We start from the raw sequence: 24,170 nt of genomic DNA, 5'->3' as shown, positions 1-24,170 counted from the left end.
CTGAACAATCGTCCCCGAAAATGTCTTGGCATTAAAACGCCCAATCAAGTATTTTTCGGGATTAACCCATCCGTTGCACTAGTGAGTTGAATCCGCGATACATTGGAATGACCGCTTTGGGTTGCGATTTCAACCGGTCGATGCAACACATGTCACGATTACCTTCGTCAGGGCTCCAGACCATCCTTCATGATGCGCAATCGGGCATTAAGTTCGTCAATCCGTTCGAGCAGTTCGAGCGCAAGAGCAGCGCCAGCCAAATTTACGTCCAAATCTCTCTGCAACCGCAAAGTGATGCGAATCCGCTTAATGCTTGTGGCAGGAAAACACAAGTCTTGCCCCTGTTTTCTCAATGGCTCCAGAATGCCCTGGTCCACCATAGCCTCAATGGTATCCGGCTGTACGGCACAAGTACGACAGAGCTGAACAAGAGTAACCTCGGTGCTTTCATCGAGGAGTTCACCGAACAGAATATGTAAATTGGTCATGTTAGCCATTAGATTAGGATGCCCCCATAGTCATGGTCGCACGCGGATTGAACTCGAGTTGATCTTCCATTTGCTTGTACAAAGTCTTGGCTGTTTCACTATCGGCAGGCGGTAGGATCACCTTAAGAACCACATACATATCACCGGGCTCCTTGCCAGGAAGCCCCCTGCCCTTGAGACGCAGTTTACCTCCTTGGTTAGAGTTGTCCGGAATCTTGAGGTCTATGGCTCCAGACGGAGTCGGTGCTTTGATGACCGCACCAAGTGCCGCTTCCCAAGGGGTCACAGGCAAATCGAGATAGACATCCGAGCCCGCTACCCGATAGAACGAATGTTCCCTGAACTCGACTTCGAGGTAGAGATCACCCGGTTTAGCACCACCTAGTCCGGGAGCTCCTTGCTCACTCAATCGAATCTGCTGACCGGGCCGAACACCTTTTGGGATTTTCAGCTTGATGCTACGCTCACGCAGCGTCAAGTGACCATCATCCGTCAACTCGGGAGCACGTAAGGTGATGGTTCGCGTAGCGCCAGTGTAACTATCCTCCAGATCAATCAATACCTTGGCGTGGTGATCCTCGCCATGCATATGGAAAGTCTGCCGTGTACCGGGACCCTGTCCTGCGTATCCGTGTCCGAACAAATCTTCGAAAAAGCTGCTGTGATCCCCGGCACTAACACCCGCATCGGCACCTCCATGAAACTCAAAGCCAGCATCCCAGTTCGGTGGTGGACTGAAGTCCTGTCCATCATTCAAGTTTGCTCCGAGCTGATCGTAGGCAGCTCGCTTCTCGGGATCCTTGAGCACTACATAAGCTTCACCGACTTCTTTGAAGTGTTCTTCAGCGTCAGGCTCCTTGCTGACATCTGGATGGTACTTCCTAGTTAGCTTGCGATATGAGCGCTTGATCTCATCCTGCGTAGCGTCACGCTCGACGCCCATAATTTTGTAATAGTCTTTGTATTCCATCAAACATCACCGTAACGCTGTGAAGATTAGCTCGCAAGGAATCATACTTTCAGTTGGAAGGGTCAGTGTCATCATTTCCTTGTTAAGAAAGCTCATGCTTTTCTCTACTTGATCAACTAACTGACCACGCTGATTGAACTAGTTTGAATGTTAGTGCATTACTGATCCCTGATCCATCAGATTTTCCCAACATCGCCCGCCCCGATCCTCATCTCGGCGGGTTTTCTTTTGCCCACAACACAGGAGTACATCCCCATGCTTCAATTCAAGCACCCCTCAGACATCTCCCAACTCTCTCCTTCAGACCCCGCCCATCCCGTCACCCAGGACCTCATCTCCCGCCTGATCACCCCACTGACCTCACCCTCCGGACACTACGACAACGACGCGTACGGCTGGATAGTGCTCATCCAAGAGGGAGACCTGGAACGTCCTCTCACCGACGTCTGGCCCGACGGCGAGTGGACCCTCCTCGACATACCGTGGGAGGGCATCCTGCTTCGGGACGGCTTCTTCCAGGCGATCTACCTAGCCAATAATGATTTTGGCCTGGTCTTTATCATCCCCGACGCCGAATGGCTGTCTCAGTCTGTCAGGGAGATGTTGGAAAAGCACCTCGATCCATGATCCGTTTTGCGGAAATTTGGGTAACTTATATGAAAACAATCCACAGGAGATGAACCATGACTAATTCAAATTCCATTTTTCTCATAATAGCTATCAAACCCTCCCTCACCGGCAAACTCACACAACAAGGAACAAACCATCATAGAGATTAAGCGGCATGAATCCGATGACGGTTTATTTCATCTTGCTTGAGCATCAGAAATCGATGTGTTTCTTGGTACAAAGCCACCCACTTGCTAGTATTCAAATTTCAGAGCGAAAGATCGAAGCCTGCGCTTCTTGTCAAGTTAATGCCATGAGTGGAGGCAATACAGGCACACTTTTAGTTGGAAGGATACAGCGCTTACACATTACGAAAATTTGCTTACACAATGCTTACAGAAGCCATAAAAATAGACAAAGGCCTACACGTATAAACGCATAAGCCTTTGTTTTATATGGTGCCCAGGGACAGAATCGAACTGCCGACACGGGGATTTTCAGTCCCCTGCTCTACCGACTGAGCTACCTGGGCAAAATTTTGATGTGCGGCCAGGTGAAACCGGCTTCACACCACGCATTTTCTGAAGCTGTTCAAAAAATGAAGGCGCAATTAAACCGTTTGCGCCGTCAGAAGTCAAGATGAAATTAACCCTGTGGTTTGAAATCCGGTGGCAGGTCGGCGGCATCCTCAAAAAAGAATTTCTCCATCCGTTCTTCGAGAAAAGTACGTGACTTGGGGTCAATCGGACTCAAACGATACTCGTTGATCAGCATTGTCTGGTGCTGCAGCCACTGCTGCCATGCCTCCTTGCTGACATTATCAAAAATTTTCTGGCCCAGCTCACCGGGATAGGTAGGGCGATCGAGGCCTTCGGCCTCTTTTTTCAGCTTGATACAGTTGACGCTACGACTCATTCTTTTCTCCTAAATTGACAGGCTGTCGGTTATTCGACACCCATCAACTCTTTTACCCTTGCATTGGCTGCGGTAAATCCCTTGAGGGAAACCGCAAAACCAAATTTCTTGTTGTTAACCGAAACAAGGGAAAGCTTCAGGACTCCCCCCTCTTTCAATCGTGTCACCGTATCTGAATCAAACTGGAAAGGCACCATACAGCCATTTGGCAGACATGTTCTGTAGGCCAGTGCCGCAAATGGCTCAGTATCATCGATCCTCAGAGTCACGCCATCCTTGAGAGAAACGCCAAGCGGCAAACGTATACGACCGGCAATCTTTCCGCCCGCTGTTGGCACGACATGAACGCCCAGCAGTACCTTTTCCGAATCTTTTCGCTTCTGGGTCTGCGGCAGTACACATTGTGTTGTTTCGGCCTGTTCACGCGTGACCTTGTTGCAGGTGACCCTCCAGTCCCCATGTCCTTCATTAACCGTGACCTCACCTTGCTGCTGAGCAACGGCTGTCGTTGAATAGAGTCCGGCTGCAACAAAAAAGGACATGGAAAGATATCTCAAACGCTTCAAGATATGGATTGCTCTCATTGTATTGATTTTTTTCATAAAATTTTCACACTCTTTCCATGGGTAGAATGACACATTTCACCAGTGTTCCCGGACGACAATAGCCTTGGATTATAGTCACAGGGAGGTATCCTCATCAATCGGAAAGCGGGGATATCTCGTGAATTAAAGCTGCAATTGGTGATGCGATACCGATTGTGGAGATATCTCCCGTATCAAACCAGCCACAGTCATCACTGTCCCGCACCTGAAAGAGTGATTCCTGCGTTACCAGGTGCAGCGGTAGCATGTCGAAATGGTAGTGCGTGAAGGTGTGGCGTCGCCTTGGTAGCTGCCCTACTTCTGCTTCTCTCTTACCTGAGAACTGTTCATACCAATCAATTGCCTCGTCCTTGCTCGCGAACTCGGGAAAACTCCACAAACCTGCCCAGACTCCCTGCTGGGGGCGTTTATGCAACAGGCAATTCCCTTCCCCATTCTGCACGACGAGTAACACCCGCTCTTTGACAGGCAGCGCTTTTTTCGGTTTTTTCGCAGGATAGTCGGATATGCTATCAGCCTGAAAGGCTTCGCACTGCTGCAGCAAGGGACAGACACTACAATCTGGAGAACTGCGAACACAACAGGTAGCACCCAGATCCATCATCGCCTGGTTGAACGCACGCACATCTTTTGTGGGCGTCAGCTGCTCACTCAGGGCCCACATGTGCTTCTGCACGGCTGCACGGCCTGGCCAGCCATCTATCATGAAAACACGAGCCAATACACGCTTGACGTTGCCATCGAGTATCGGTGCATAACGGTTGGAACCAAGCGACATGATGGCACCCGCGGTTGATCTGCCTATTCCAGGCAACTGCTGTAACTTCTCAACGTTTTCCGGCAGCACTCCAGCGTGTTGCTCATCAAGAATACGGGCTGCTTTATGCAAGTTTCTGGCGCGGCTGTAGTATCCGAGGCCGGACCAGTGACTGAGAACCTCGTCCTGGCTTGCCTGTGCCAGTTGTTTCACGTCCGGAAAACGCTGCATGAAGCGCTCAAAATAAGGGATGACGACAGAGACCTGTGTCTGTTGCAGCATGATTTCAGAAATCCAGACGCGATAGGGTGTCGCATCCTGTTGCCACGGCAGGTTCTTGCGCCCGTGCAAATCAAACCATGCAAGTAACGAGCGCCTGAACTCCTCAGCCAGCTTTGGGTTGATCGTCATACAGAATCAGGCCCGATTGAACTAGGCAAGATTAGCTGTACATGGATTTGACGTCATCCACGTAGTGCTCCAGTACTGACTGGCGTTTTACCTTGAGTGTCGGTGTCATCATGCCGTTGTCGATACCCCATGGCTCACTGAGGAGTACGACACGGCGAACCTTTGCGTAACCCGGAAAATCATGCAGGGCATTACGCATGCGCTTGAGTGCATCACTAACGACCTCTTTCTGATTAAGCGCTTCTTTTGTGTAGGGCTTGCCAGGTGCTGATACTGTCCAGAAGGCTTCATCAACAACTGCCAGTGCAGTCAGATAGGACTCGCCTTCACCGATCACCATGACCTGGTCAAACATCGAATCCATATTGATTGCACTCTCCATCTCAGCCGGTGGTATTTTCTCGCCATTCGACAGCACCAGGATGTCCTTGAGGCGACCGGTAATAAAGATGTGTCCATCCTCGTCGATACGTCCCTGGTCACCCGTATGCAGCCAGCCATCCTTGTCGATGACATTTGACGTTGCATCATGGTTATTCCAGTAACCGAGCATCATTCCCGGTGTCTTAACCAGCAACTCTTCACTTTCACCAACCTTAACGTCAATCCCTCGCAACGGCAGGCCAACACTCGCCGGTTTGTTCCTTTCGATGGGATTACCGCTGATAATAGGAGCTGTTTCTGTTAAGCCGTAGCCCTGTAACACCGGAACACCAAGCGAAATGAACATTTCCCCAATTGATGCAGGCAACGGTGCGCCACCTGCGACAGCAATACGCATATTCCCGCCCAGCTTGTCGCGAATTTTCGCACCAACCAGTTTATCGAGAACCTTGTGTGCCAGAAGTGAAGGGTGCCAACCGGCACGCCCCTGGTCTTTTTCGAACCTGCGCCATCCGATCTTGACCGCTGTACTGAAAAGTTTGCGCTTGACAGCCGAACCCTTGGACAGCTGATCCTGGATTTTATTGTAGACACGTTCAAAGACCCGTGGCACAGCAATAAGAATTGTGGGCTTGTGATCCACCAGGTCTTCGGCCAACTGCCCCACCGAACGGGCGTAGACGATGCACGCTCCAGTCATCACGGGGACATAGTAGCCGACCGTGCGCTCCAGGGTGTGTGAAAGCGGCAGAAAGGAGAGGAAAGTATCTTCAACAAAGACACTGATCATGGTCATACCGCTATGGGCTATGGAGAGAATATTATAGTGACTGAGCATCACACCCTTGGGACGACCAGTGGTCCCGGATGTATAGACAATTGTCGCCAGGCTATTAATATCGCCGCCCTGTCGCGGCTTGTACTCAACACCGAGTGCGGGAATCTCATTCTCGATAAGATGAACACGGTCATCATTACGGGCGCATTTGTCCGCTTCACTGCCCGGTTCCATGATCAGGACACGCTGCAGGGGATTGTTCTCATTTTCAACAGAAGGGGCGAGGCGCTTCCAGCGTCCGGCATCCTGGATCAGCAGCAGGCGAATACCGGCATCCTCGATGATGTAGCCAACATTGTCAGGCCGGTCGTCGGTATAGAGAGGAACCACTACCAGGCCGAGGCTGAGAGCGGCCTGCTCAAAAAAGACCCACTCGGGGCAATTGCGCAACAGAATAGCGACGCGGTCACCTGCGGAAAGGTTTTCCCTTGCGAGCATCTCCTGCCAGCGTGCAACCTCTTCCAGGGACTCTTTCCAAGTATATGAATTCCAGCTCTTTTCGCCCTTGTCGAAATAACGTAATGCTTCCTTGTCAGGTGTACGCTCTGAACGCTTGTAAAAGAGCCCATCAAGCGATGTTGCCTGTTCGACTGTAATAATATCTTCAGTCATTCCCACTCCACTTTCTCAGGATTTATTGCAGTTTTTATTATTGCTTTTCTGTAAAATACATCTCATTAAACCTTCAAAAGCACACACAGGTCAATGATCATCAAACTGAATGGCGATACGCGCGAGATACCTGGGGGTACTACGGTTGCCCACCTGGTGCAGGAACTCGGCCTTGAGGGCAAGCGAATCGCAGTTGAAATCAATGAAACCCTGGTGCCTCGTACACAGCACGCCACTCACGAGTTGCAGGAGAATGACGAAATGGAAATCGTGCAAGCGATCGGCGGCGGCTGAGATTATCCGATACAATGCCTGGCCTGTGCCACACACTGGGAGCACCAGGCACTATCCCGAAATTACACACGAACAGACAGATTGACACCATGAATCAGAAAGATACCTTTACAGTCGCCGGCCGCACTTTTACTTCCCGCTTGCTGGTTGGCACCGGCAAATACAAGGATATGGATGAGACCCGCGAGGCCATCAAGGCGAGCGGTGCCGAGGTGATTACCATCGCCGTACGCCGGACAAATATCGGCCAGGATGGTGATGCTGAGAATATTCTCGATGTACTGCCACCCACTGAATATACCTATCTGCCAAACACCGCAGGCTGCTATGACGCCAAGACCGCCGTGCGAACCTGTCAGCTTGCGCGCGAACTCCTGGATGGCCACAACCTGGTCAAACTCGAGGTACTGGGTGACGAGAAGACCCTGTTTCCCGATGTTGCAGCAACCCTTGTTGCGGCCGAAGAGCTGATCAAAGATGGTTTCGATATCATGGTCTATACCAATGACGATCCCATCATGGCAAGGCGCTTCGAGGAGCTTGGCTGCGCCGCTGTCATGCCACTGGCTGCACCAATTGGTTCTGGCCTTGGTATTCGTAATCCGCTTAATATCCGTACCATTGTAGAAAATGCCAATCTCCCTGTACTTGTCGATGCCGGTGTTGGCACCGCGTCCGATGCAGCAATGGCGATGGAACTGGGCTGTGATGGCGTGTTGATGAACACGGCAATTGCAGCTGCAAAGAATCCTGTATTGATGGCATCTGCGATGAAAAAAGGTATCGAAGCAGGACGTGAGGCATTTCTGGCCGGGCGCATGCAGGCAAAACGTTTTGCCTCGGCATCTTCACCGGTTGACGGTCTCTTCTTCTGACCGTGGTACCGCATATATCAATCATCGCAGCGATGACGCGCAACCGCATCATCGGGCGTAACAACGAGTTGCCCTGGCACTTGCCTGCTGATCTGAAACATTTCAAGGCGCTCACCATGGGCAAGCCCATCATCATGGGACGGAAGACCTGGGAATCACTCCCGGGCCTGTTGCCGGGACGTCAGCATATCGTCGTTACGCGTAATCCGGATTATGTCGCCGAAGATGCAACCATCGCCCTATCTCTCGATGAAGCGATAGCTGCAGCCGGTGATGTCCCCGAGGTTATGATTATCGGCGGCGCGAATGTCTACCAGCAGGCGATTGAGATTGCCGACACCCTCTACATAACCAAAATTGATACTGAAGTGGACGGTGACGCCTCATTCCCGCCACTCGACAAGACTGTGTGGAAGCAGAGTCAGCATGAACCCCATACTGCGGATGAGAAGAACCCGTACGATTACAGCTTTATCACCTATCGGCGAATCTAGTCAGAAGGTATCAAACCGGGGATACACCCGTTTGCCTGGCTTGCCGTTGGCGGAGCCAGCGGAAAACCACGGGGTAAGCGAAAGAGTGTCTGAGCGAACGCAGTGAGCGAGTTCCTTTCGCGCCGTGGCTTGGAACGATCAGGCGCAGACAAGTCTAGCCAGGCAAACGGGTGTAGCGCCGTTCCTGCTGCTATCAGGCAATAGTCTCAGCAAGCAGAGAATCGATCATCCCCTCTGCCTGGCCAAGGTAACCCGACCCGAACAGATTGAGATGATTGAGTATGTGGTAGAGGTTGTAGAGCTTCTTGCGTATCGGATAGCCGGCATCAAGCGGCCAGGCTGCATTGTATGCCGCGTAGAACTCTCGTCCAAATCCACCAAACAGCTCGGTCATGGCGATATCCGCCTCGCGGTCACCAAAATAGAGTGCCGGGTCGAAAATAACCGGATTGCCAGAGTCGTCATAACCGATGTTGCCACCCCACAGGTCGCCATGCAGCAGTGATGGCTGTGGCGCGTGATCAATCAGCAGGTGGAAACTCTCAAGCAGCTTTTCACCCTGTCTCTGCAAGCTACCCTGGTGTCCAGCAAGCTGCAACTGGTAGCCAAGGCGCTGCTCGCGCCAGAAATTGATCCAGGATTTATTCCAGTCATTGAGCTGTGGAGTCGAACCGATGGTGTTATCGAGATTCCAGCCGAAGGCATCTGCTGTTTTTCTGTGCATCTTCGCCAGCTGCTCACCGGCAAGTGCCTGACTCTTCCCGGTACCACCACCGAACTCAATATACTCGAGAACCAGCCAGGAACTCGCCCCGCTCTCACCCGTGCTGACAGGGTGTGGTACGCGTATTGCTCCGGCGTCGACCATCTCCTGCAAGGCTGCCATTTCAGCTTCAAACATGGATAAAAGCGCCGACCTGTTGCACTTGACGAAGTAATCACGCTTACCGTCACTGAGTCGGTAAGCGGTGTTAATACAGCCGCCACCGACGGATGTTTTCCGCTGAATAGAAAAAGGGCTTCCAGTCGCTGCCGCTATCGCTTTTTCGACAGACTGCCAGTCAGGCTCAGACACAGAGCCGGTTATAGAGTGGGCTGGTACGCGGGAAGTGTGAACGCAGAAATTCCATCTGGTCTGCAAGTACATTGCGCCCCTGCAGAAAGACATATTCTGCATGTGTCGGTTTGAATGGAATCGCCATCAGTTCCATCTGTGCCTGTTCAGGTGTTCGCCCTGCCTTGTGGTTGTTACAGCGCACACAGGCTGTCACAACATTGCGCCAGTGATCCCTGCCGCCCTGGCTGATTGGCGTAACATGATCACGTGAGAGTGATGCACGCGGGAATTCGTTACCGCAGTAGAGGCAGATATTGTCATCACGGCGAAACAGGGTGTCGTTACACAGGGGCGGTACATAATCATCACGCATTTTCTGAATTGCGTGACTGTTGCCGTGGGTGGCGATAATCGAGTGCAGCTGCAGCTTGCTCTGCTTCCTGCTGATGGCGTTAATACCGCCATGAATCGTGAAAAGAGGCTGACCGACCGTGTATGCAACATGATCCAGAAAGTAGAGCCTTGCGGCGTCACGGTAGCTGATCCACTCCAGTGGCATACCCGCAACATCTGTGCGAAGTATCTGCTGTTCGAGGTGCATCAGGGTCTCCCGTTTCAAATCGGTTGCAGATACTTTCCATATTTTTCATGCTTTTGTCTACCCTGTTGCATGAAAATTGTGATCCGGGAAGTACGGACTCTGTCTAAAAGATCACCTCAAGTGAGTCGCCAATCGTTAACAAACCCCTGTCATCATGTACCAGGTTCTGGCCAAACATCACCTTGCTACCCTCTTTGCGATAACGGCTCAATGTCATAAGTGGTTCAGCGCCCGTTCGCTTGCCGGTTTCCGGATCTACAGTTGTAATGACGCACCTGGAACAGGGCTTGACGACCCTGAATCCTGAATCTCCAATCTGAATTTCGCGCCATGTATCCTCAGCGAATGCATCACAGCCACTCACCACCAGGTTGGGTCTGAATCTCTTCATAGGAACCGGTTCAGCGAGACGCTGGTTGAGATCATCAAGAGATGCGGCAGAAATTAGTAGCAACGGAAATCCGTCTGCGAAACCAACCCGGTCACCCTGTTGCGCATAGCTTAGATCACACTGACGCAAAGCATCCGACGGGAACCAGACAAGATGGCAGGCTTCACCAACAGCGCGTGACAACCAATTGTCGACCTCATGGTCAATGTGCCACGCCTCGACCAGGTCATCCCACACCTTGACCTCAATTCGTTTCGAATCCACCGTCGCCGGAGGCACACAGCACTCACCCAGTTCGGGATGCTGCAGGCGTAATCCGTTATCATCAAGTGACGGCTGAATCAGTGCCATTTGTGCGCGAGTGCGCTGGGTAATAAAATGGCCGTTGGGTTTGACCACCATCCAGCGGCGGTCACCTGCAAGGCCGAATTCATCCAGTTGGCCTTGCTGCAGGGAGATGCCTGCAAGAGACTTGACCGGGTAGATGTTGATTTCGCTTAGCCTGATCATCACTGACCCCATAAAACAGAATAACGAGAGTGTAATGCAATTTTCCGAGGAACAGGGCGAAGGCAACCTGATCGACAGCTACCAGCCAGGTAACCTGGTGATTAATGGCGTGACTTACCAGCAGAGCCTTGTCATCGATCAAAGCGGTTTCGAGTCCTGGCCGGTAAGGCTCGCCACTGAGATCAGCGGCGAAACGCTACAGCTTGCATTCGAACGTAAACCGGATGTCATTATTATCGGTACCGGTGAGAAGCAGTACTTCCCGCCCGCAGATATTCATCTGCCAATGCTGCAGTTCGGTATCGGTATCGAAATTATGGACTCGGCCGCAGCTGCAAGGACTTATAACGTGCTTGTATCAGAAGGCCGTTCCGTTGTTGCCGCAATTATCGTTTAGTCAGTATTCAGAACGAGATCAGGCTGGCAACCCTGGTCCCTGAGCAATTTGCGCAAGCGGCGCAGTGCATCAATCTGGATCTGCCTGACACGTTCGCGCGTCACACCAAGTTCCGACGCGACCTGCTCGAGCGTCTGTACATCATGGTTGTGTAAACCGAAGCGACGCTCAACTACCATGCGCTGCTTGTCACTGAGCATCTCAAGCCACTCATCAACATGACCACGGATATCATCCTGCAGCAGCGTCTCACTCGGATCTGCCACGCCGAGGTCCGCAATCGTATCAACCAGTGGGCGCTCCGCATCCTTGCCATAGGGAACGTCGACAGAGCCGGTGTGTTCGCTGAGACCAAGCATGCGACGTACATCATCCAGTGGCTTGTCGAGAAGTTCTGCAATCTCCCTCGGAGTTGGATCGTGGTCTACCTGCTGTGCTAGCTGACGGGAGGCACGCAATATCGAATTCATCTCTTTTACAATATGTACGGGTAGACGAATGGTGCGCGTCTGGTTCATGATACCGCGCTCAATGGTCTGGCGAATCCACCAGGTTGCATAGGTTGAGAAACGAAATCCGCGCTCTGGGTCAAACTTTTCGACTGCGCGGATCAGGCCAAGGTTGCCCTCTTCAATGAGATCGATAAGCGGCAAGCCGCGATTGAGATAACGGCGAGCAATCTTGACCACCAGTCGTAGGTTGCAAACGATCATGCGCTGACGCGCTGCCTCGTCACCATCACGTGCTGCACGAGAAACCTCGATTTCCTCTTCAGCTGTCAGTAGCTTTACTTCGCCAATCTCGTTGAGGTAGAGCCTGGTTGCATCCCGCTCATGATCACCCGAACCGTATGCAGGAGAAGCGGCCATGCGTGTCTTGGACTCATCATGTTCCTCTACAACTTCAGGTTCAATGAGCCCTTCAAGTTCGTCGCTGTCGGAGTCAGAAAGCTCCGCAACGTTTTCATCCTCCTTATCCTCCGACATCAATCAGTTCTCGTCCTCTTTAGGGCAAATATGCCATTGGGTTGACGGGCTTGCCTTGACGACGTATTTCAAAGTGAAGAAGCGCTTCGCCTCCGTTCACTCCCATCTCGGCAACTGCGGCACCACGCTTGACCTTGTCCCCTTCCTTGACGAGTCGCTTCCTGTTGTAGGCGTATGCACTCAGATATTCTTTATTATGCTTGATGATGATAAGTTCGCCATAGCCGACCAACCCGTCACCACTGTAGACAATCGTACCACCTTCTGCGGCCCTGACAACACGCCCTTCACTGCCCTTGATCTTGATACCTTTGCGAGACGGGTCAGAAGCGCTGAAACCCTGGGTCATCTTGCCTTTGACAGGCCAGCGCCACCTGAGTCCGCCCGCCTTCTTCTCAGCCGCCTTGGGTATCACATCCTTGGTTCTATTGCTTTTTGTTTGCGTGGCAACGATTGACTGCTTTTTGGTTGTCTGTTTAGTCGGTGTTTCGCTGCTCTGTTTTTCTTTGTCTGCAGAACCGGAAACCGGGGGCCTGAGCACAAGTTTCTGACCTGTCCTGATCCGGGTTGTATACATCCCATTCCACTCGATGATCTGTTCAGGCGACACACCATGACTGCGGCCAATTGAGTAGAGGGTATCGTCAGGCTTGACTGTATAAGTCGCAACCGGTGACCCTTTTGTGGCCACGTTTTTTTCAGGTGGCGCAGCTTGAGAAGAGATTACCGGGGCATACTGCCTGCCTTTAATAGAAGAACGACTCTCATAAGGAGCCTTCCAGGGCTCACTGCAAGCCACGAGCAGAACTGATGCCGATAATAATGCGGCAATCTTTCCTGCTCTGTTGACCGTAAGAAATCTCATGCAGTACCCATCAGTTTGTAAACAGCAGCTCCTGCAACGACCAGGATAACAAGCCCCCAACCCAGCCAGTCGACGATATGGTGCAGCTTCTCCTCCATCTTTTCGCCCCCCCATGCCATCAATAGGGCAACCAGGAAGAAACGACCGCCACGTCCAATAAATGAGGCAATCACGAATGGCAGAAATGCCATGCTGATGGCACCGGCGGTAATGGTAAATATCTTGTATGGAATCGGTGAAAAACCGGCAAGAAAGATTGCCCAGAATCCCCATGCATCGAACCAGTCGACAGCCTTGAGATAGCGGTCGTAGTATCCATACTGGTGTAACAATGGCTCAACCAGGTCGAACGCCAGCGTACCAATCAGGTAACCCGCGATGCCGCCGACAACCGAGGCCAGTGTCGTCAAAAAAGCGAACCAGACAGCCTTCTTTGGCCGCGCCAGGCTCATTGGTGCAAGCATCACATCCGGCGGTATCGGAAAAAAAGAGGACTCGGCAAAACTCAGGCCACTGAGGTAATAAGGCGCCTTATTGTGACGGGAGAGTTGAAGAACCCACTCGTAGAGTCGTGAGAAGATTCGCATCAGGAGATGCCCCCGAGCAGTGGCACGAAAATCACCCTTTCGAGAAACTCCTTGTCGTAGCCCTCTTGCGTACGTGTCACTCTGATCAAAATCTGTTCATCCTTATCACCAATTGGCATGATGATAACACCCCCGATACGCAGCTGCGATACCAGCGCCTTGGGAATCCCCTCAGGTGCTGCAGTAACAATAATTCCGTCAAACGGTGCATGCTCGGGCAGGCCCATACCACCATCGCGATGGTAGGCGCGAATGTTACGCAGTCTGAGGCTACGGAAGCGGCTTGCTGCCTGTTTCTGAAGCGCCTTGATGCGTTCAACCGTGTAGACACGTTTCACCAATGGTGCAAGGACCGCAGCCTGGTATCCGGAGCCCGTGCCCACCTCCAATACCTTCTCCATCGGTGATGTCTCAAGCAGAGCCTCTGTCATGCGTGCAACGATATAGGGCTGGGAGATTGTCTGTCCGAGGCCAATCGGCAGCGCTGTATCCTCGTAGGCACGGTGTGCCAGCGCTTCTTCGATAAACAGGTGTCTGGGCGTACTGCGCATCACGCTGAGTACCGCCGGGTTATGAATACCCTGCTCCTTGAGACGGTCAATCAGTCGGTCACGCGTACGCTGTGATGTCATACCGATGCCACTGTGGCCGCTTGATGCAATCACAAGGAAACCTCGCTTATCCAGTCACCTGTTGTCTTCAATGCCGCATGGTGGGTCAGGTCAACCTGCAGTGGTGTCACCGAAACATAGCCGTTACGCAATGCATGGAAATCAGTCCCCTCGCCTGCATCCTGTTCAGGTCCCGGGGGACCAACCCAGTAGATCGGCTTGCCACGCGGATCGGTTGTCCTGACGACCGGTTCAGCCTTGTGACGATGACCAAGGCGGGTCGCCCTGATACCTCGAATCTCCTCGAGAGGAAGATCGGGCACATTGACATTGAGCATCACCGCTTCAGATGTATGACTGCCATCGACAAGAGAGTTGATCAACTGTAAAACAACGTAAGCTGCTGTCTGCAAGTGCGATGGAGTGAAAGAGTTGATTGATACTGCCATCGACGGAAAACCGAGAAAACGTCCCTCAGTCGCTGCGGCGACTGTTCCTGAATAGAGCACATCGTCGCCGAGATTCGCGCCGAGATTGATACCTGCAATGACGATATCCGGCTCCTCTTCAAGCAAACCTGTAATGGCAAGATGCACGCAATCGGTCGGCGTGCCATTGACACTGTAATAGCCATTTGGCTGCAGGCCCGCACGTAAAGGAGAATCCAGTGTCAAAGAATTGGAGGCACCACTACGATCCCGGTCTGGTGCAACCACGAACACGTCACCCGTCTGTTGCAGGGTGTCGGCAAGTGTGACAAGACCCGGTGACTGGTATCCATCATCATTACTAACCAGGATTTTCATTTGGTGCGCGAACTTGGCAAAATTGCAGAATCCTCTCAATCAGGACAATATACTGGAAAACCGGAGTAAAGGCATCCCGTGAACGATGACAAAAAGAATCAGGATCTTGATCTCTTTCTCGAAGAGATGAAAGGCGTCAAGCAGCTGAAACAGGAGCGCATCGACCCCTTCAGGAAGAAGTTGCGCCCTGAGCCCCTGCTCAAAAAACCGGAAGAGGAGGAAGACACCCTTGCCGACCTCAATATCGAAACACCCGATTTTCTCGATTTTCAGCGCCCCGGTGTGCAAAACCGACTCTACCAGGACCTGAAACGCGGCCTGTTACCACCTGAAGCAACTCTCGATCTGCACGGCATGCGCGTAGTCGAGGCGCGCAAGGCATTGTTGAAATTCCTCACCCAGGCTGCCCACAGGCACTACCGCACAATTCGTATCGTCCACGGCAAGGGGCGTGGCTCTGCAACCCAGCCGGTTCTCAAGCAGAAGGTCAACCAGTGGCTAAGGCAACGCGATGATATATTGGCATTTACCACGGCGCCAAGATGGGATGGTGGTACGGGTGCGGCTTATGTCCTGTTATCCAAAAAGCACTGGGATTAGTAATTATCCCGGAATGCCGAGCCATTTTATCCATGCATCAAAGAGATGCTGATCGACTGCACCAACTGCTGATCGCTTCTCCAGGCGATTAACAAATAGCGTCTCACCCTCAAGCGTTGTTGTTTGACATCCGGCTTCATTGCAGACCAGACTTCCGGCACCATAATCCCACAGGCTGGAAGCACCATGAAGGTAGAGATGCACACGGCCCGTGGCAAGCCAGCAAAGATCCAATGCAACTGAACCGAAACTGCGCTGTGACGCATAAGGTATCTCGGTGACAAGTCTTGCAGCAAGCTGAGGGGGCAAGCGTTTGAAATCGATCAGTGCACTCGTCTGCTTCAGCGAGAGACCGGTATCACGTGCCTGCAATCGCTTTCCGTTAAGAAATGCACCTCTGCCCTGCCCGGCAGTATACAGCTCGTCTCTAAGTGGATCGTACACAATTCCATGTGTCACACGACCACTTTGAATCAACGACAGCGAGATACAGAAGTAGGGTACACCCGAGACAAAATTGGTCGTGCCATCAAGTGGATCAAGGCAGAAGAGCGGCTCACCCGAAGCAAGCAGGCTCTCCTGTTGCTGTGCGGACATCTCCTCACCGAGGAAACCAATGTGCGGATAATCCTGCTCAAGGCGACTGGCAACAAGACGTTGCGATTCAAGATCAGCCTCGGTAACAAGTGAACCGTCGGGTTTGACACCCGGTTCAATCTGCGCAAAGCGCGGCAACAACTCCTGCTGCGCGACTGATTTCAGTAGCGCAGCAATAGAAGTAACATCGATCATTTGTTCAGCTGCGAGACATCACGCACGGCACCGCGGGCTGCAGATGTGGTCATCGCAGCATACGCCTGCAGTGCCTTACTGATAGCACGTTCACGCTTTTCAGCAGGTTGCCAGCCGTTCTCTTTTTTATCCATCGCCGCACGGCGCTGTGTAAGCTCTTCATCTGACAGGGCAACGCGAATCGAACGATTGGGAATGTCGATCTCAATGATATCGCCCTCTTCCACCAGTCCGATATTGCCACCCTCGGCAGCTTCCGGAGAGCAGTGACCGATCGACAGACCGGATGTACCACCTGAAAAACGGCCGTCAGTAATCAGTGCGCACTCCTTGCCCAAACCTTTCGATTTCAGATAGCTGGTGGGATAGAGCATCTCCTGCATTCCCGGACCACCCTTTGGGCCCTCATAGCGGATGAGTACCACGTCGCCCGGATTGATCTGATCATCGAGGATCGCAGCAACTGCAGCATCCTGGCTTTCACAGATACGTGCCGGACCAGAAAACTTCCAGATCGATTCGTCAACACCTGCAGTCTTAACGATACAGCCCGCCTCGGCGAGATTGCCGTAGAGCACGGCGAGCCCGCCCTCAAGGCTGTAGGCATGCTCGAGATCACGGATACAACCATTTTCACGGTCGAGATCAAGATCGGGCCAGTGCGCATCCTGGCTGAAGGCAACCTGTGTCGGTATACCACCGGGTGCTGCAAGAAAACGCTCGTGAACATCGCGTTCCTGTGTGCGAATGATGTCCCACGCATCCAGGCCAGCTCCCATGGTCGGACTGTGTACAGTCGGTACATCACGATGGATCAGACCGGCACGGTCGAGTTCGCCGAGGATTCCGATTACACCACCGGCACGATGAACATCTTCCATGTGATATTCCTGTGTGGCAGGTGCAACCTTGCACAGGTTTGGTATCTTGCGGCTCAGGCGATCGATATCACTCATGGTGAAATCAACACCGGCCTCGTGTGCAGCAGCCAGCAGATGCAGAACCGTGTTGGTTGAACCACCCATGGCGATATCCAGGCTCATGGCGTTCTCAAACGCTTCGAAAGTTGCGATATTGCGTGGCAGTGCACTCTCGTCGTCCTGCTCGTAATAGCGTTTTGCAAGATCAACAACCAGGCGTCCGGCTTCGAGGAAAAGATTTTCACGCTCGGCGTGAGTTGCAAGCAGAGAACCGTTACCCGGAAGCGAAAGACCCAGTGCCTCGGTCAGGCAGTTCATCGAATTGGCGGTAAACATCCCGGAACAGGAACCGCAGGTCGGACAGGCAGAGCGTTCGATAGAAGCAACGTCCTCATCACTTTCGTTCGGGTCTGCTGCAGAAACCATGGCATCGACGAGATCGAGCTTGATGGTTTTTCCGCCTTTTGAGGCAAGCTGCACCTTACCGGCTTCCATCGGGCCGCCAGACACAAATACCACCGGGATATTCAAGCGCATTGCCGCCATCAGCATACCGGGGGTGATCTTGTCGCAGTTCGAGATACACACAAGCGCATCGGCACAGTGGGCGTTAACCATGTACTCGACCGAGTCCGCAATCAGGTCACGCGAAGGTAGTGAGTAGAGCATGCCGTCATGCCCCATGGCGATACCGTCATCTACTGCAATGGTGTTGAATTCTTTTGCAACACCACCCGCCTTTTCAATCTCCCTTGCAACCAGTTGTCCCATATCCTTGAGATGTACATGGCCAGGTACGAACTGGGTAAAGGAGTTAGACACTGCAATAATTGGCTTGTCGAAATCCTCATCCTGCATACCGGTCGCGCGCCAAAGGGAGCGGGCACCGGCCATGTTGCGACCGTGGGTTGTTGTTCTGGAACGGTAATTGGGCATCTCGATTCTCTGTTGTGACACTAATCTGTCTATTATCCGCAAAAAAGCATCAACAGACAGCCCCGGAAAGGCTAAAATTACCATCTTTTCCGCAAAGGAACTCCAAATCCATTCCCATATGGCAAATTTACGAGCAGAATTCTGGCAATTACCACTCGAAGAGCTCAATCGAGACGAGTGGGAAGCCCTGTGTGACGGCTGCGCCAAGTGCTGCCTGCACCGCCTTGAGGATGCTGACACGCGTGAGATCTATTTCACTAACGTGCACTGCCGCCTGCTCGATGTTCCAAGCGGCCAGTGTACCGATTACTGGAATCGTTCCGTCAAGGTGCCCGACTGCGTCACCCTGACAATGGAGAACCTCGACGATCCCTACTGGCTGCCGTCGACCTGTGCCTACCGCTTGTTGGCAGAGGGCAAACCGCTACCGCAATGGCATCCGTTAATCAGCGGCGATACAGAAACTGTTTTTCAATCCGGCAACAGCATCAGTGGCCGCACCGTCTGTGAAGACGATGCCGATGAACTTTCCCATCACATCATCACCTGGCTGAAATGAGCGATACACCCAAACCCGATCAATTTTCTACCCTGACCGAACTGCTCGAGGCGACCGGTAGTAAACTGCGTCTCTACGATATGGGACGGCGCATACAGAGAGTCAGTCGCCTGCAGTTTATCAAGTTCGAGCGCTACGAGATTGCATGGCCTGCCCCGCTGGCACGGCATGCATGGCTTGCATTGCTGCAGACCGGAAGCGCAAACGACGAACCTGTCATCTGGTTTCTGAAACTGCCACTCGATGAACAGGGTAAGCTTGTACAAGCCGCCAGGGACTACTTCGTGCAGCGTCTCGCAGAAGTCTGGGCGCTCAACAAAACGCAAGAGAGTAATATTCCGGATGCACTGAAAGATAATCCTTTTGTCTTCAAGCCACGCGAGGAACGCATGGCAGCCTTTCATGCAAAAGTCTCTGTCGACCTGAAGCAGCCTGTTTCAAATTCCCATGCGCACGCCAAAGAGTATTTCAGTGGTGAAGCCGGTTGGGAGCAGTGGCAGTTCGTCGGCTACCAGGGCATTGCAGATGTCGCGGCCCGTTTCGCTGAAAACAACAACACCAGCCTGATCACAAAAGCAGTTCCTCAGCTACCGGCAGAACCGCTTACAGCACTATGCCACTGTCTTGAAAATGAAGAGATTCCTCTGCCCATTGCCAAGGCATTGCTGGAGCGTCTGCAGCACACAATGGACAGTGGGCAGCCCGACATAGCTCTTGTCACCGCACTGATCAGGGGTATCTCCGGCACCGTCAGCAGAACCACACTTGCCAGCATGTTCGAACGGGTCATGCAGCAGACAGCAGCGCAGCATGTCGATGTACTGACAGCAGTCGCAGGACGCGCCTGGAACCTGCTAACAGATGAAGAGATGGCTGTTACCTATCTCTCACGGCTTGCAAACAACAGTGCCGGACAGGAAGTATTCAATGCCGTCATGAGGGATTTGCTTGCCATACCCGCACTCAGAAATCACCTGCTGTCAGCAGCTAAAAATGCTGATATTGAGCAACAGATGCAGATTTTTCAGAAGTCGCTACGCGAAGAACGCAAGCCGGACACCAGCGCAACATAATCACGCTCGTCAGGCTGCAGGAAACCGTGGCGAATAAGGAAATCGATAATCACCAGGTTACAGTTGGGCTTGAACTCCTCTGTATCGCGCACCATCTGTGCAACTTCCTCGATGGGCAACAGCAGAAACTCGTCAACCTCGCCATCTGTACAGACAGGTTCAAAATCCTCCGCCAGCTCCAGGTCATAACAGTAGAGCAGTTCCTGCTTGATACCTCGCGGGGAGATCAGATCGTAGCTGACAACACCGACCGGAACCGAGCGTGATGCCATTTCAACCGGAATACCCGCCTCCTCGTAACACTCCTTGTAGAGGTTCTCTTCAAGTGAAATTCCGTACGGCAGGCCACCGGCAACGAGTTGATCGAGTTTGCCGGGGAGTATTGGTTTGTCCTTGGCACGACGACCGATCCACATGTATACCCCGTCAGCTTTGCGCACAAAGCCATTAAGATGTTGCCCATAGGTCTTCAAGCCAAAAATTCCTGCCACTGGTCGGTCAATCACACACAAGGATTCTTCGCGTGTTGAGGCAGTCACCGGGTATGGTTCATTCATCACCAGGTTAACTTTACCCTCGGCATGCAGACGCAACACCAGTTCGTGCAGCGCATCGCTACGTTTGTCGAATGTATCCAGGTCCGGGTGCAAGTGAAAAGCGTGGTCATCGTGTGATTCGAAGATCGACTCATCAAGCAGGCGCGACACCATGTCGGGGCGAATCCAGCCAACAGCTTCACCATTGATCAGGAAGCGTGGCGCGTCACTGTCACCGTGAAAATTGTGATTGGAATGGATGTGTCGCAGGTAAGACATAATCGAAATAATGCAGTTTAATTACACTTACATACTATCATCGGCACGCTCACGACGCTTGGCCTCTTCCCACATGGAATCCAGCTCCTGCAAGGAAAACTCTTCGAGCTTCTTTCCGGCATCAACCGCCTGTGCCTCAACGGACTGAAAGCGCCGTGTAAACCGCCGATTGCAATCAGCCAGTGCCATCTCGGCATCGACTGCAGCGAAACGTGCCACGTTAACAACAGCAAACAGCATGTCGCCAATCTCGGACTCAATCGCCGCCGCATCACCGCTTGGCAATGCTTCCTTTATTTCATCAAGCTCCTCGTGGCACTTGTCGATGGCACCGGAGATATCAGGCCAGTCAAAACCCACCCTGGATGCACGGCGCTGTAACTTCTCGGCACGTACCAGTGAAGGCAGCGCAAGCGTTACGCCATCGAGGGCACTGGCTGCCCCGCCCTTCTCGGCTGACTTGATCTTCTCCCACTCCTCACTCTGCTCATCGACGGAGCCGACTACCGCATCACCAAATACGTGTGGATGGCGACGCTCCATCTTGTCAACGATACCGGTAACGACATCACTGAAATTAAACGCGCCCTGCTCCTCCGCCATGCGTGCATGGAATACCACCTGGAACAACAGGTCACCAAGCTCCGACTTCAGACCTTCCATATCATTATGATGAATCGAATCGGCAACCTCGTAGGCCTCTTCGATGGTATATGGCGCAATGGTGGCAAAGGTTTGCTCCTGATCCCACGGACAGCCATTCTCGGGGTCGCGCAGGCGCGCCATCAGCTCGATCAGATCTTCTATACTCTTCATTGTCACTTTGGATTGGAATCCTGGCACTCATTACATAAACAGCCATAGCATAACATTGAGACAAGTAGACTGTGACTGGATCAGAACCAGGTTGATCAGGGTACCGGTTTTGTTATTCAGACCACCTGGGGACTTGCCCTTTTTGGCTATCGAGATGGATACCACCTACCCACCGATCGATACCGTTAAGTTCAACCCAATCGACTTCATCAGCCAGTAACTGACGACCTGTGTCACTCAATGTCACCTGCCACTGATTCGGCTGCTCTCCCTCTCTATCCATTGTGACCGCTGGCCTGTCGCCATTTGCCAACTCTTCGAGTAGTTGCCAGTAGCCCGTGTCACCCATAAAGGTGAGCGGTTCATAATGGTTGGTATACCAGCCGAACAGGCAAGCAGCATTCATACTACCCTTTTCATCAAGGATGCGAAGTGTCAGGTTTTCTGAAAGGTTGAGACCATTGTGTTTCGAGGGGAGTTGCCTGAGATGACGGTCCAATGCGATGGCCATGGTGGGTAGCGGCGTGGTTCCTGATGCAATCAATACACGCAAAGCATCCGGACAGGAAGATCTGACTGCTGCCCATGCACGTTTTCCCAATACCAGTTGCTCAGGGGTGACATCACTGAACTCTGTCCATAAAACCCGCAGCGCCTGCGGTGGCAGTTGACCGATACCATTAAAGATCTCCACACCCGGATAATGATCGACACTGATCAACTTCAGGCTGGCAGGACGGCGACTGACTTCGCTGAAGAAATCAAGCAGCCTGGCAAGAATCAACTGATCGAAGGAGTCGTATTCAAACCAGAGATAGACCGCATCATAATTATGAGACAGTTCAAGAGAGGAATACTGCTGACGAAGATCATTGAGGACCAACTCATAGTCAGGATGAATACCGCTACTGATGTAGTTGGCCCGAACCTGGATAAACTCATCAAGTAAATCAGTCTGCGGCACCGGACCATGAACGTACGGGTCGTAGAAAGGCAAATAATCACCATTGAATCCTGCGACTGCCAGTGTGTTCTGAATATCTGTTCCACAGCGGATATGCAGCACCCGCTCATTCCCATCAAGCGCATCTGGATTAGCAGCTTGCATCGCCTTGCTGGCGATTTCACTTTTCCCGATGTGGCTTGTCAGCTGCTCCCAATCGTCAAAGCCATACTCGTTGGCAATGACCTGTTGCGCTTCATCGAATTCGCGTAACGGTTGTTCTGATTCAACAGACGAGTTCCACTCCTGCAATCGCGCCTTTGCCCGCTCTTTCTGCTGTTCCAGTGTGAGGGCTTGAAGACGACGCGGGTCACCCTTATCAAAACGATACGAAAGCAGAGGCGGAGTAGAGGTAAAACCGGCACGCAAGGCCGCAAGATTCAATATCATTCAAGCGATGGATACCCCTTGCCGTGAGGCAAGGGGTTTATGTGACCACTACTTTCTGAAATAGGTCATCGATGGATCAGGACGACCGATATAACAGGTTCGCTTGAAACCGTATTTCTTGATAAAAGCAAGCGCCGTATTCGCCTCTTTCTTGTTCGAAAACATGTGCATGCGGTGTGAACCATCCCTCAGCAGCCACCTGCTTCCCTCTTTTTTCAATGTCAGGTTAGATGGATTGAACTTTATGCAATCATCATGCTTCAAGCCGCCTTTAGGAGCCTTGCTACCTTTCAGCCAGTACTCCAAAGATGGGTCCGGCCTGCCGATAAAACAGTGCTTGTTGAGCCTGTAATGACGGATGACTTTCTTCGCCCTGCGGGCCTCCTTCTTGTTGGGGAAGACCTTCATTCTGCTGTGTCCATCTGTCAGCAGGTAGGTACCATCTCCTTCATCCTCAACCTTCACCTTGTCAGGATTGAATGAGAGGCAATCCTCTGCAAGTACCGGAGCAAGACCGGGAATAACCGGAATCACCGGCTTAACCGGTTTGATCGGAGTGACAGGGATGACCGGAACAACCGGCTTGATACCACCAATTACGCCGGGATTGATCACCAGCTTCTTGTTACCACTGAAACTCACATCAACCCACCCTGGCACCAGGCCCTGGCGGCCTGAAACACGCGGGTAGATCATACGTCCTTTAATCTTGTTGCCATTGACCGTGCCCCACACCACCTTGGTTTCATGCGGGTAACCCTTGTACCACCAGACAGCAGAAAAGCGGTTGTTGCCAACATCACCTTTGAAAATCGTAGCGGCTGAAACACCGCCGAAGCCTCCAAAGGTCATCGTAATGCGACTTCCATTCTGCGTAATCTTGAGGGTGGTATTCGCATTGACTGAAGATTGGGCCGGGCTTTTATGCAGGTGAACATTGGAACCTGTCACCTTGATATTGTATTCACCAGCCAGGTTCTGTGACCAGGCAGAAGCAGACCAGAGTACTGCAACCAGGAAAACAAGATACTGAATAGTTTTCATTTTCTTCTCCATTAGCGTATTGCCATATTGGTTCTTATAGCGGCAGGCTGACTGTTTCAGACAGTTCCATACCACCTGTCATATATTTCTAACCCTAGTCCTAATATGGGCGCTATTCAACATCGGGGTACTCTTTGCAACAAATTATTCACAAGAGAT

The 24,170-nt window shown here is 52.2% G+C and carries 28 protein-coding genes and 1 tRNA gene; 8 read left to right on the top strand and 21 right to left on the bottom strand.

Annotation, left to right across the window (positions count from 1 at the left end; translation table 11 throughout):
- Window positions 1-167: 167 nt before the first annotated feature.
- Both BOW06_RS06840 and BOW06_RS06835 read right to left on the bottom strand, forming a co-directional pair.
- Window positions 168-497, bottom strand: a complete 330-nt coding sequence (locus BOW06_RS06840; protein WP_078454554.1) for a chaperone modulator CbpM — start codon at window positions 495-497, stop codon at window positions 168-170.
- Between the two features lie 4 nt (window positions 498-501).
- Window positions 502-1,458 carry a DnaJ C-terminal domain-containing protein gene (locus tag BOW06_RS06835; protein ID WP_078454553.1) on the bottom strand — a complete coding sequence of 319 codons (957 nt, stop codon included), beginning with the start codon at window positions 1,456-1,458 and terminating at the stop codon, window positions 502-504.
- Window positions 1,459-1,713: 255 nt separating this feature from the next.
- On the opposite strand from BOW06_RS06835, the gene BOW06_RS06830 reads away from it, so the two are divergent.
- Complete coding sequence (locus BOW06_RS06830) at window positions 1,714-2,085, top strand: hypothetical protein (protein ID WP_043117492.1); 372 nt, start codon at window positions 1,714-1,716, stop codon at window positions 2,083-2,085.
- A 438-nt stretch (window positions 2,086-2,523) separates the two neighbouring features.
- Here the strand turns inward: BOW06_RS06830 and BOW06_RS06825 are convergent.
- From BOW06_RS06825 to BOW06_RS06805, 5 genes are all read right to left on the bottom strand, one after another.
- Window positions 2,524-2,599 (bottom strand) — tRNA-Phe (locus BOW06_RS06825).
- Window positions 2,600-2,712: 113 nt separating this feature from the next.
- On the bottom strand, window positions 2,713-2,982 hold the full coding sequence (locus tag BOW06_RS06820; RefSeq protein ID WP_078455130.1) for an oxidative damage protection protein: 270 nt from the start codon (window positions 2,980-2,982) through the stop codon (window positions 2,713-2,715).
- 29 nt (window positions 2,983-3,011) lie between these two features.
- On the bottom strand, window positions 3,012-3,524 hold the full coding sequence (locus tag BOW06_RS06815) for an invasion associated locus B family protein (RefSeq protein WP_179115125.1): 513 nt from the start codon (window positions 3,522-3,524) through the stop codon (window positions 3,012-3,014).
- Window positions 3,525-3,681: 157 nt separating this feature from the next.
- The gene (gene mutY, locus BOW06_RS06810; RefSeq protein ID WP_043117496.1) at window positions 3,682-4,755 is read right to left on the bottom strand and encodes an A/G-specific adenine glycosylase; all 1,074 of its coding nucleotides are present in this window, start codon (window positions 4,753-4,755) and stop codon (window positions 3,682-3,684) included.
- Between the two features lie 31 nt (window positions 4,756-4,786).
- Window positions 4,787-6,589, bottom strand: coding sequence for an AMP-dependent synthetase/ligase (locus BOW06_RS06805; RefSeq protein WP_043117497.1), 1,803 nt, complete (start codon window positions 6,587-6,589; stop codon window positions 4,787-4,789).
- A 93-nt stretch (window positions 6,590-6,682) separates the two neighbouring features.
- On the opposite strand from BOW06_RS06805, the gene thiS reads away from it, so the two are divergent.
- The 3 genes from thiS (at window position 6,683) to folA (ending at window position 8,252) form a co-directional block, all read left to right on the top strand.
- Entirely contained in the window at window positions 6,683-6,883 is a 201-nt protein-coding gene (thiS, locus tag BOW06_RS06800) for a sulfur carrier protein ThiS (RefSeq protein WP_043117498.1), read from the top strand.
- 89 nt (window positions 6,884-6,972) lie between these two features.
- Window positions 6,973-7,758 (top strand): thiazole synthase, encoded by a 786-nt coding sequence (locus tag BOW06_RS06795; RefSeq protein WP_043117499.1) that lies wholly within the window; start codon window positions 6,973-6,975, stop codon window positions 7,756-7,758.
- Between the two features lie 2 nt (window positions 7,759-7,760).
- Window positions 7,761-8,252 (top strand): type 3 dihydrofolate reductase, encoded by a 492-nt coding sequence (gene folA / locus BOW06_RS06790; RefSeq protein WP_256857528.1) that lies wholly within the window; start codon window positions 7,761-7,763, stop codon window positions 8,250-8,252.
- 193 nt (window positions 8,253-8,445) lie between these two features.
- Here folA and BOW06_RS06785 read toward each other — a convergent pair whose 3' ends face one another.
- The 3 genes from BOW06_RS06785 to BOW06_RS06775 form a co-directional block, all read right to left on the bottom strand.
- Window positions 8,446-9,327 (bottom strand): fructosamine kinase family protein, encoded by an 882-nt coding sequence (locus BOW06_RS06785; protein WP_052132233.1) that lies wholly within the window; start codon window positions 9,325-9,327, stop codon window positions 8,446-8,448.
- Window positions 9,320-9,913 (bottom strand): HNH endonuclease, encoded by a 594-nt coding sequence (locus BOW06_RS06780; RefSeq protein ID WP_043117958.1) that lies wholly within the window; start codon window positions 9,911-9,913, stop codon window positions 9,320-9,322. The genes BOW06_RS06785 and BOW06_RS06780 overlap by 8 nt, the downstream gene beginning before the upstream one ends.
- 100 nt (window positions 9,914-10,013) lie before the next feature.
- Window positions 10,014-10,811: an MOSC domain-containing protein gene (locus tag BOW06_RS06775; RefSeq protein WP_230208705.1), complete on the bottom strand. Its 798-nt coding sequence runs from the start codon at window positions 10,809-10,811 to the stop codon at window positions 10,014-10,016.
- A 34-nt stretch (window positions 10,812-10,845) separates the two neighbouring features.
- Here BOW06_RS06775 and BOW06_RS06770 point away from each other — a divergent pair, with 34 nt between their 5' ends.
- Window positions 10,846-11,208, top strand: a complete 363-nt coding sequence (locus tag BOW06_RS06770) for an Mth938-like domain-containing protein (protein WP_179115126.1) — start codon at window positions 10,846-10,848, stop codon at window positions 11,206-11,208.
- Here BOW06_RS06770 and rpoS read toward each other — a convergent pair.
- The 5 genes from rpoS to surE are packed head-to-tail and all read right to left on the bottom strand — an operon-like array spanning window position 11,205 to window position 15,063.
- Window positions 11,205-12,194: an RNA polymerase sigma factor RpoS gene (rpoS, locus tag BOW06_RS06765; protein WP_078454551.1), complete on the bottom strand. Its 990-nt coding sequence runs from the start codon at window positions 12,192-12,194 to the stop codon at window positions 11,205-11,207. The genes BOW06_RS06770 and rpoS overlap by 4 nt on opposite strands.
- Window positions 12,195-12,213: 19 nt before the next feature.
- Window positions 12,214-13,059, bottom strand: a complete 846-nt coding sequence (locus BOW06_RS06760; RefSeq protein ID WP_179115127.1) for a peptidoglycan DD-metalloendopeptidase family protein — start codon at window positions 13,057-13,059, stop codon at window positions 12,214-12,216.
- Entirely contained in the window at window positions 13,056-13,646 is a 591-nt protein-coding gene (locus tag BOW06_RS06755; RefSeq protein ID WP_043117507.1) for a YqaA family protein, read from the bottom strand. The genes BOW06_RS06760 and BOW06_RS06755 overlap by 4 nt, the downstream gene beginning before the upstream one ends.
- Window positions 13,646-14,278, bottom strand: coding sequence for a protein-L-isoaspartate(D-aspartate) O-methyltransferase (locus BOW06_RS06750; RefSeq protein ID WP_078454557.1), 633 nt, complete (start codon window positions 14,276-14,278; stop codon window positions 13,646-13,648). Before BOW06_RS06750 ends, BOW06_RS06755 begins: the two co-directional genes overlap by 1 nt.
- A 29-nt stretch (window positions 14,279-14,307) precedes the next feature.
- Window positions 14,308-15,063 carry a 5'/3'-nucleotidase SurE gene (gene surE, locus BOW06_RS06745; RefSeq protein ID WP_078454550.1) on the bottom strand — a complete coding sequence of 252 codons (756 nt, stop codon included), beginning with the start codon at window positions 15,061-15,063 and terminating at the stop codon, window positions 14,308-14,310.
- A 78-nt stretch (window positions 15,064-15,141) separates the two neighbouring features.
- Between surE and BOW06_RS06740 the strand changes: the two genes are divergently transcribed.
- Window positions 15,142-15,663 (top strand): Smr/MutS family protein, encoded by a 522-nt coding sequence (locus tag BOW06_RS06740; RefSeq protein WP_043117509.1) that lies wholly within the window; start codon window positions 15,142-15,144, stop codon window positions 15,661-15,663.
- A gap of 3 nt (window positions 15,664-15,666) precedes the next feature.
- On the opposite strand, the gene BOW06_RS06735 is transcribed toward BOW06_RS06740, so the two are convergent.
- Together BOW06_RS06735 and ilvD are read right to left on the bottom strand one after the other, a co-directional pair.
- Window positions 15,667-16,455: an inositol monophosphatase family protein gene (locus BOW06_RS06735; RefSeq protein WP_043117511.1), complete on the bottom strand. Its 789-nt coding sequence runs from the start codon at window positions 16,453-16,455 to the stop codon at window positions 15,667-15,669.
- A complete protein-coding gene (ilvD, locus tag BOW06_RS06730; protein ID WP_043117513.1) occupies window positions 16,452-18,311 on the bottom strand; it encodes a dihydroxy-acid dehydratase in 1,860 nt (619 codons plus the stop codon). Before ilvD ends, BOW06_RS06735 begins: the two co-directional genes overlap by 4 nt.
- 118 nt (window positions 18,312-18,429) lie before the next feature.
- On the opposite strand from ilvD, the gene BOW06_RS06725 reads away from it, so the two are divergent.
- Together BOW06_RS06725 and BOW06_RS06720 are read left to right on the top strand one after the other, a co-directional pair.
- Entirely contained in the window at window positions 18,430-18,870 is a 441-nt protein-coding gene (locus BOW06_RS06725) for a YcgN family cysteine cluster protein (protein WP_043117514.1), read from the top strand.
- Window positions 18,867-19,943, top strand: a complete 1,077-nt coding sequence (locus BOW06_RS06720; RefSeq protein ID WP_078454548.1) for a DUF3549 family protein — start codon at window positions 18,867-18,869, stop codon at window positions 19,941-19,943. Before BOW06_RS06725 ends, BOW06_RS06720 begins: the two co-directional genes overlap by 4 nt.
- On the opposite strand, the gene BOW06_RS06715 is transcribed toward BOW06_RS06720, so the two are convergent.
- The 4 genes from BOW06_RS06715 to BOW06_RS13080 form a co-directional block, all read right to left on the bottom strand.
- Entirely contained in the window at window positions 19,895-20,758 is an 864-nt protein-coding gene (locus tag BOW06_RS06715; RefSeq protein WP_078454547.1) for an NUDIX hydrolase, read from the bottom strand. The genes BOW06_RS06720 and BOW06_RS06715 overlap by 49 nt on opposite strands.
- A 27-nt stretch (window positions 20,759-20,785) precedes the next feature.
- Window positions 20,786-21,574, bottom strand: coding sequence for a nucleoside triphosphate pyrophosphohydrolase (gene mazG, locus BOW06_RS06710; RefSeq protein WP_043117518.1), 789 nt, complete (start codon window positions 21,572-21,574; stop codon window positions 20,786-20,788).
- Window positions 21,575-21,686: 112 nt separating this feature from the next.
- A complete protein-coding gene (locus tag BOW06_RS06705; protein WP_078462835.1) occupies window positions 21,687-22,967 on the bottom strand; it encodes a DUF1835 domain-containing protein in 1,281 nt (426 codons plus the stop codon).
- 48 nt (window positions 22,968-23,015) lie between these two features.
- Complete coding sequence (locus tag BOW06_RS13080) at window positions 23,016-24,011, bottom strand: hypothetical protein (protein WP_078454988.1); 996 nt, start codon at window positions 24,009-24,011, stop codon at window positions 23,016-23,018.
- Between the last annotated feature and the right edge of the window lie 159 nt (window positions 24,012-24,170).

Source organism: Solemya velum gill symbiont, from assembly GCF_002020255.1.
GTDB lineage: Bacteria > Pseudomonadota > Gammaproteobacteria > Chromatiales > Chromatiaceae.
Note: the sequence above shows the minus strand (reverse complement) of the source record. Positions and strands in the feature narration are given on the sequence as shown.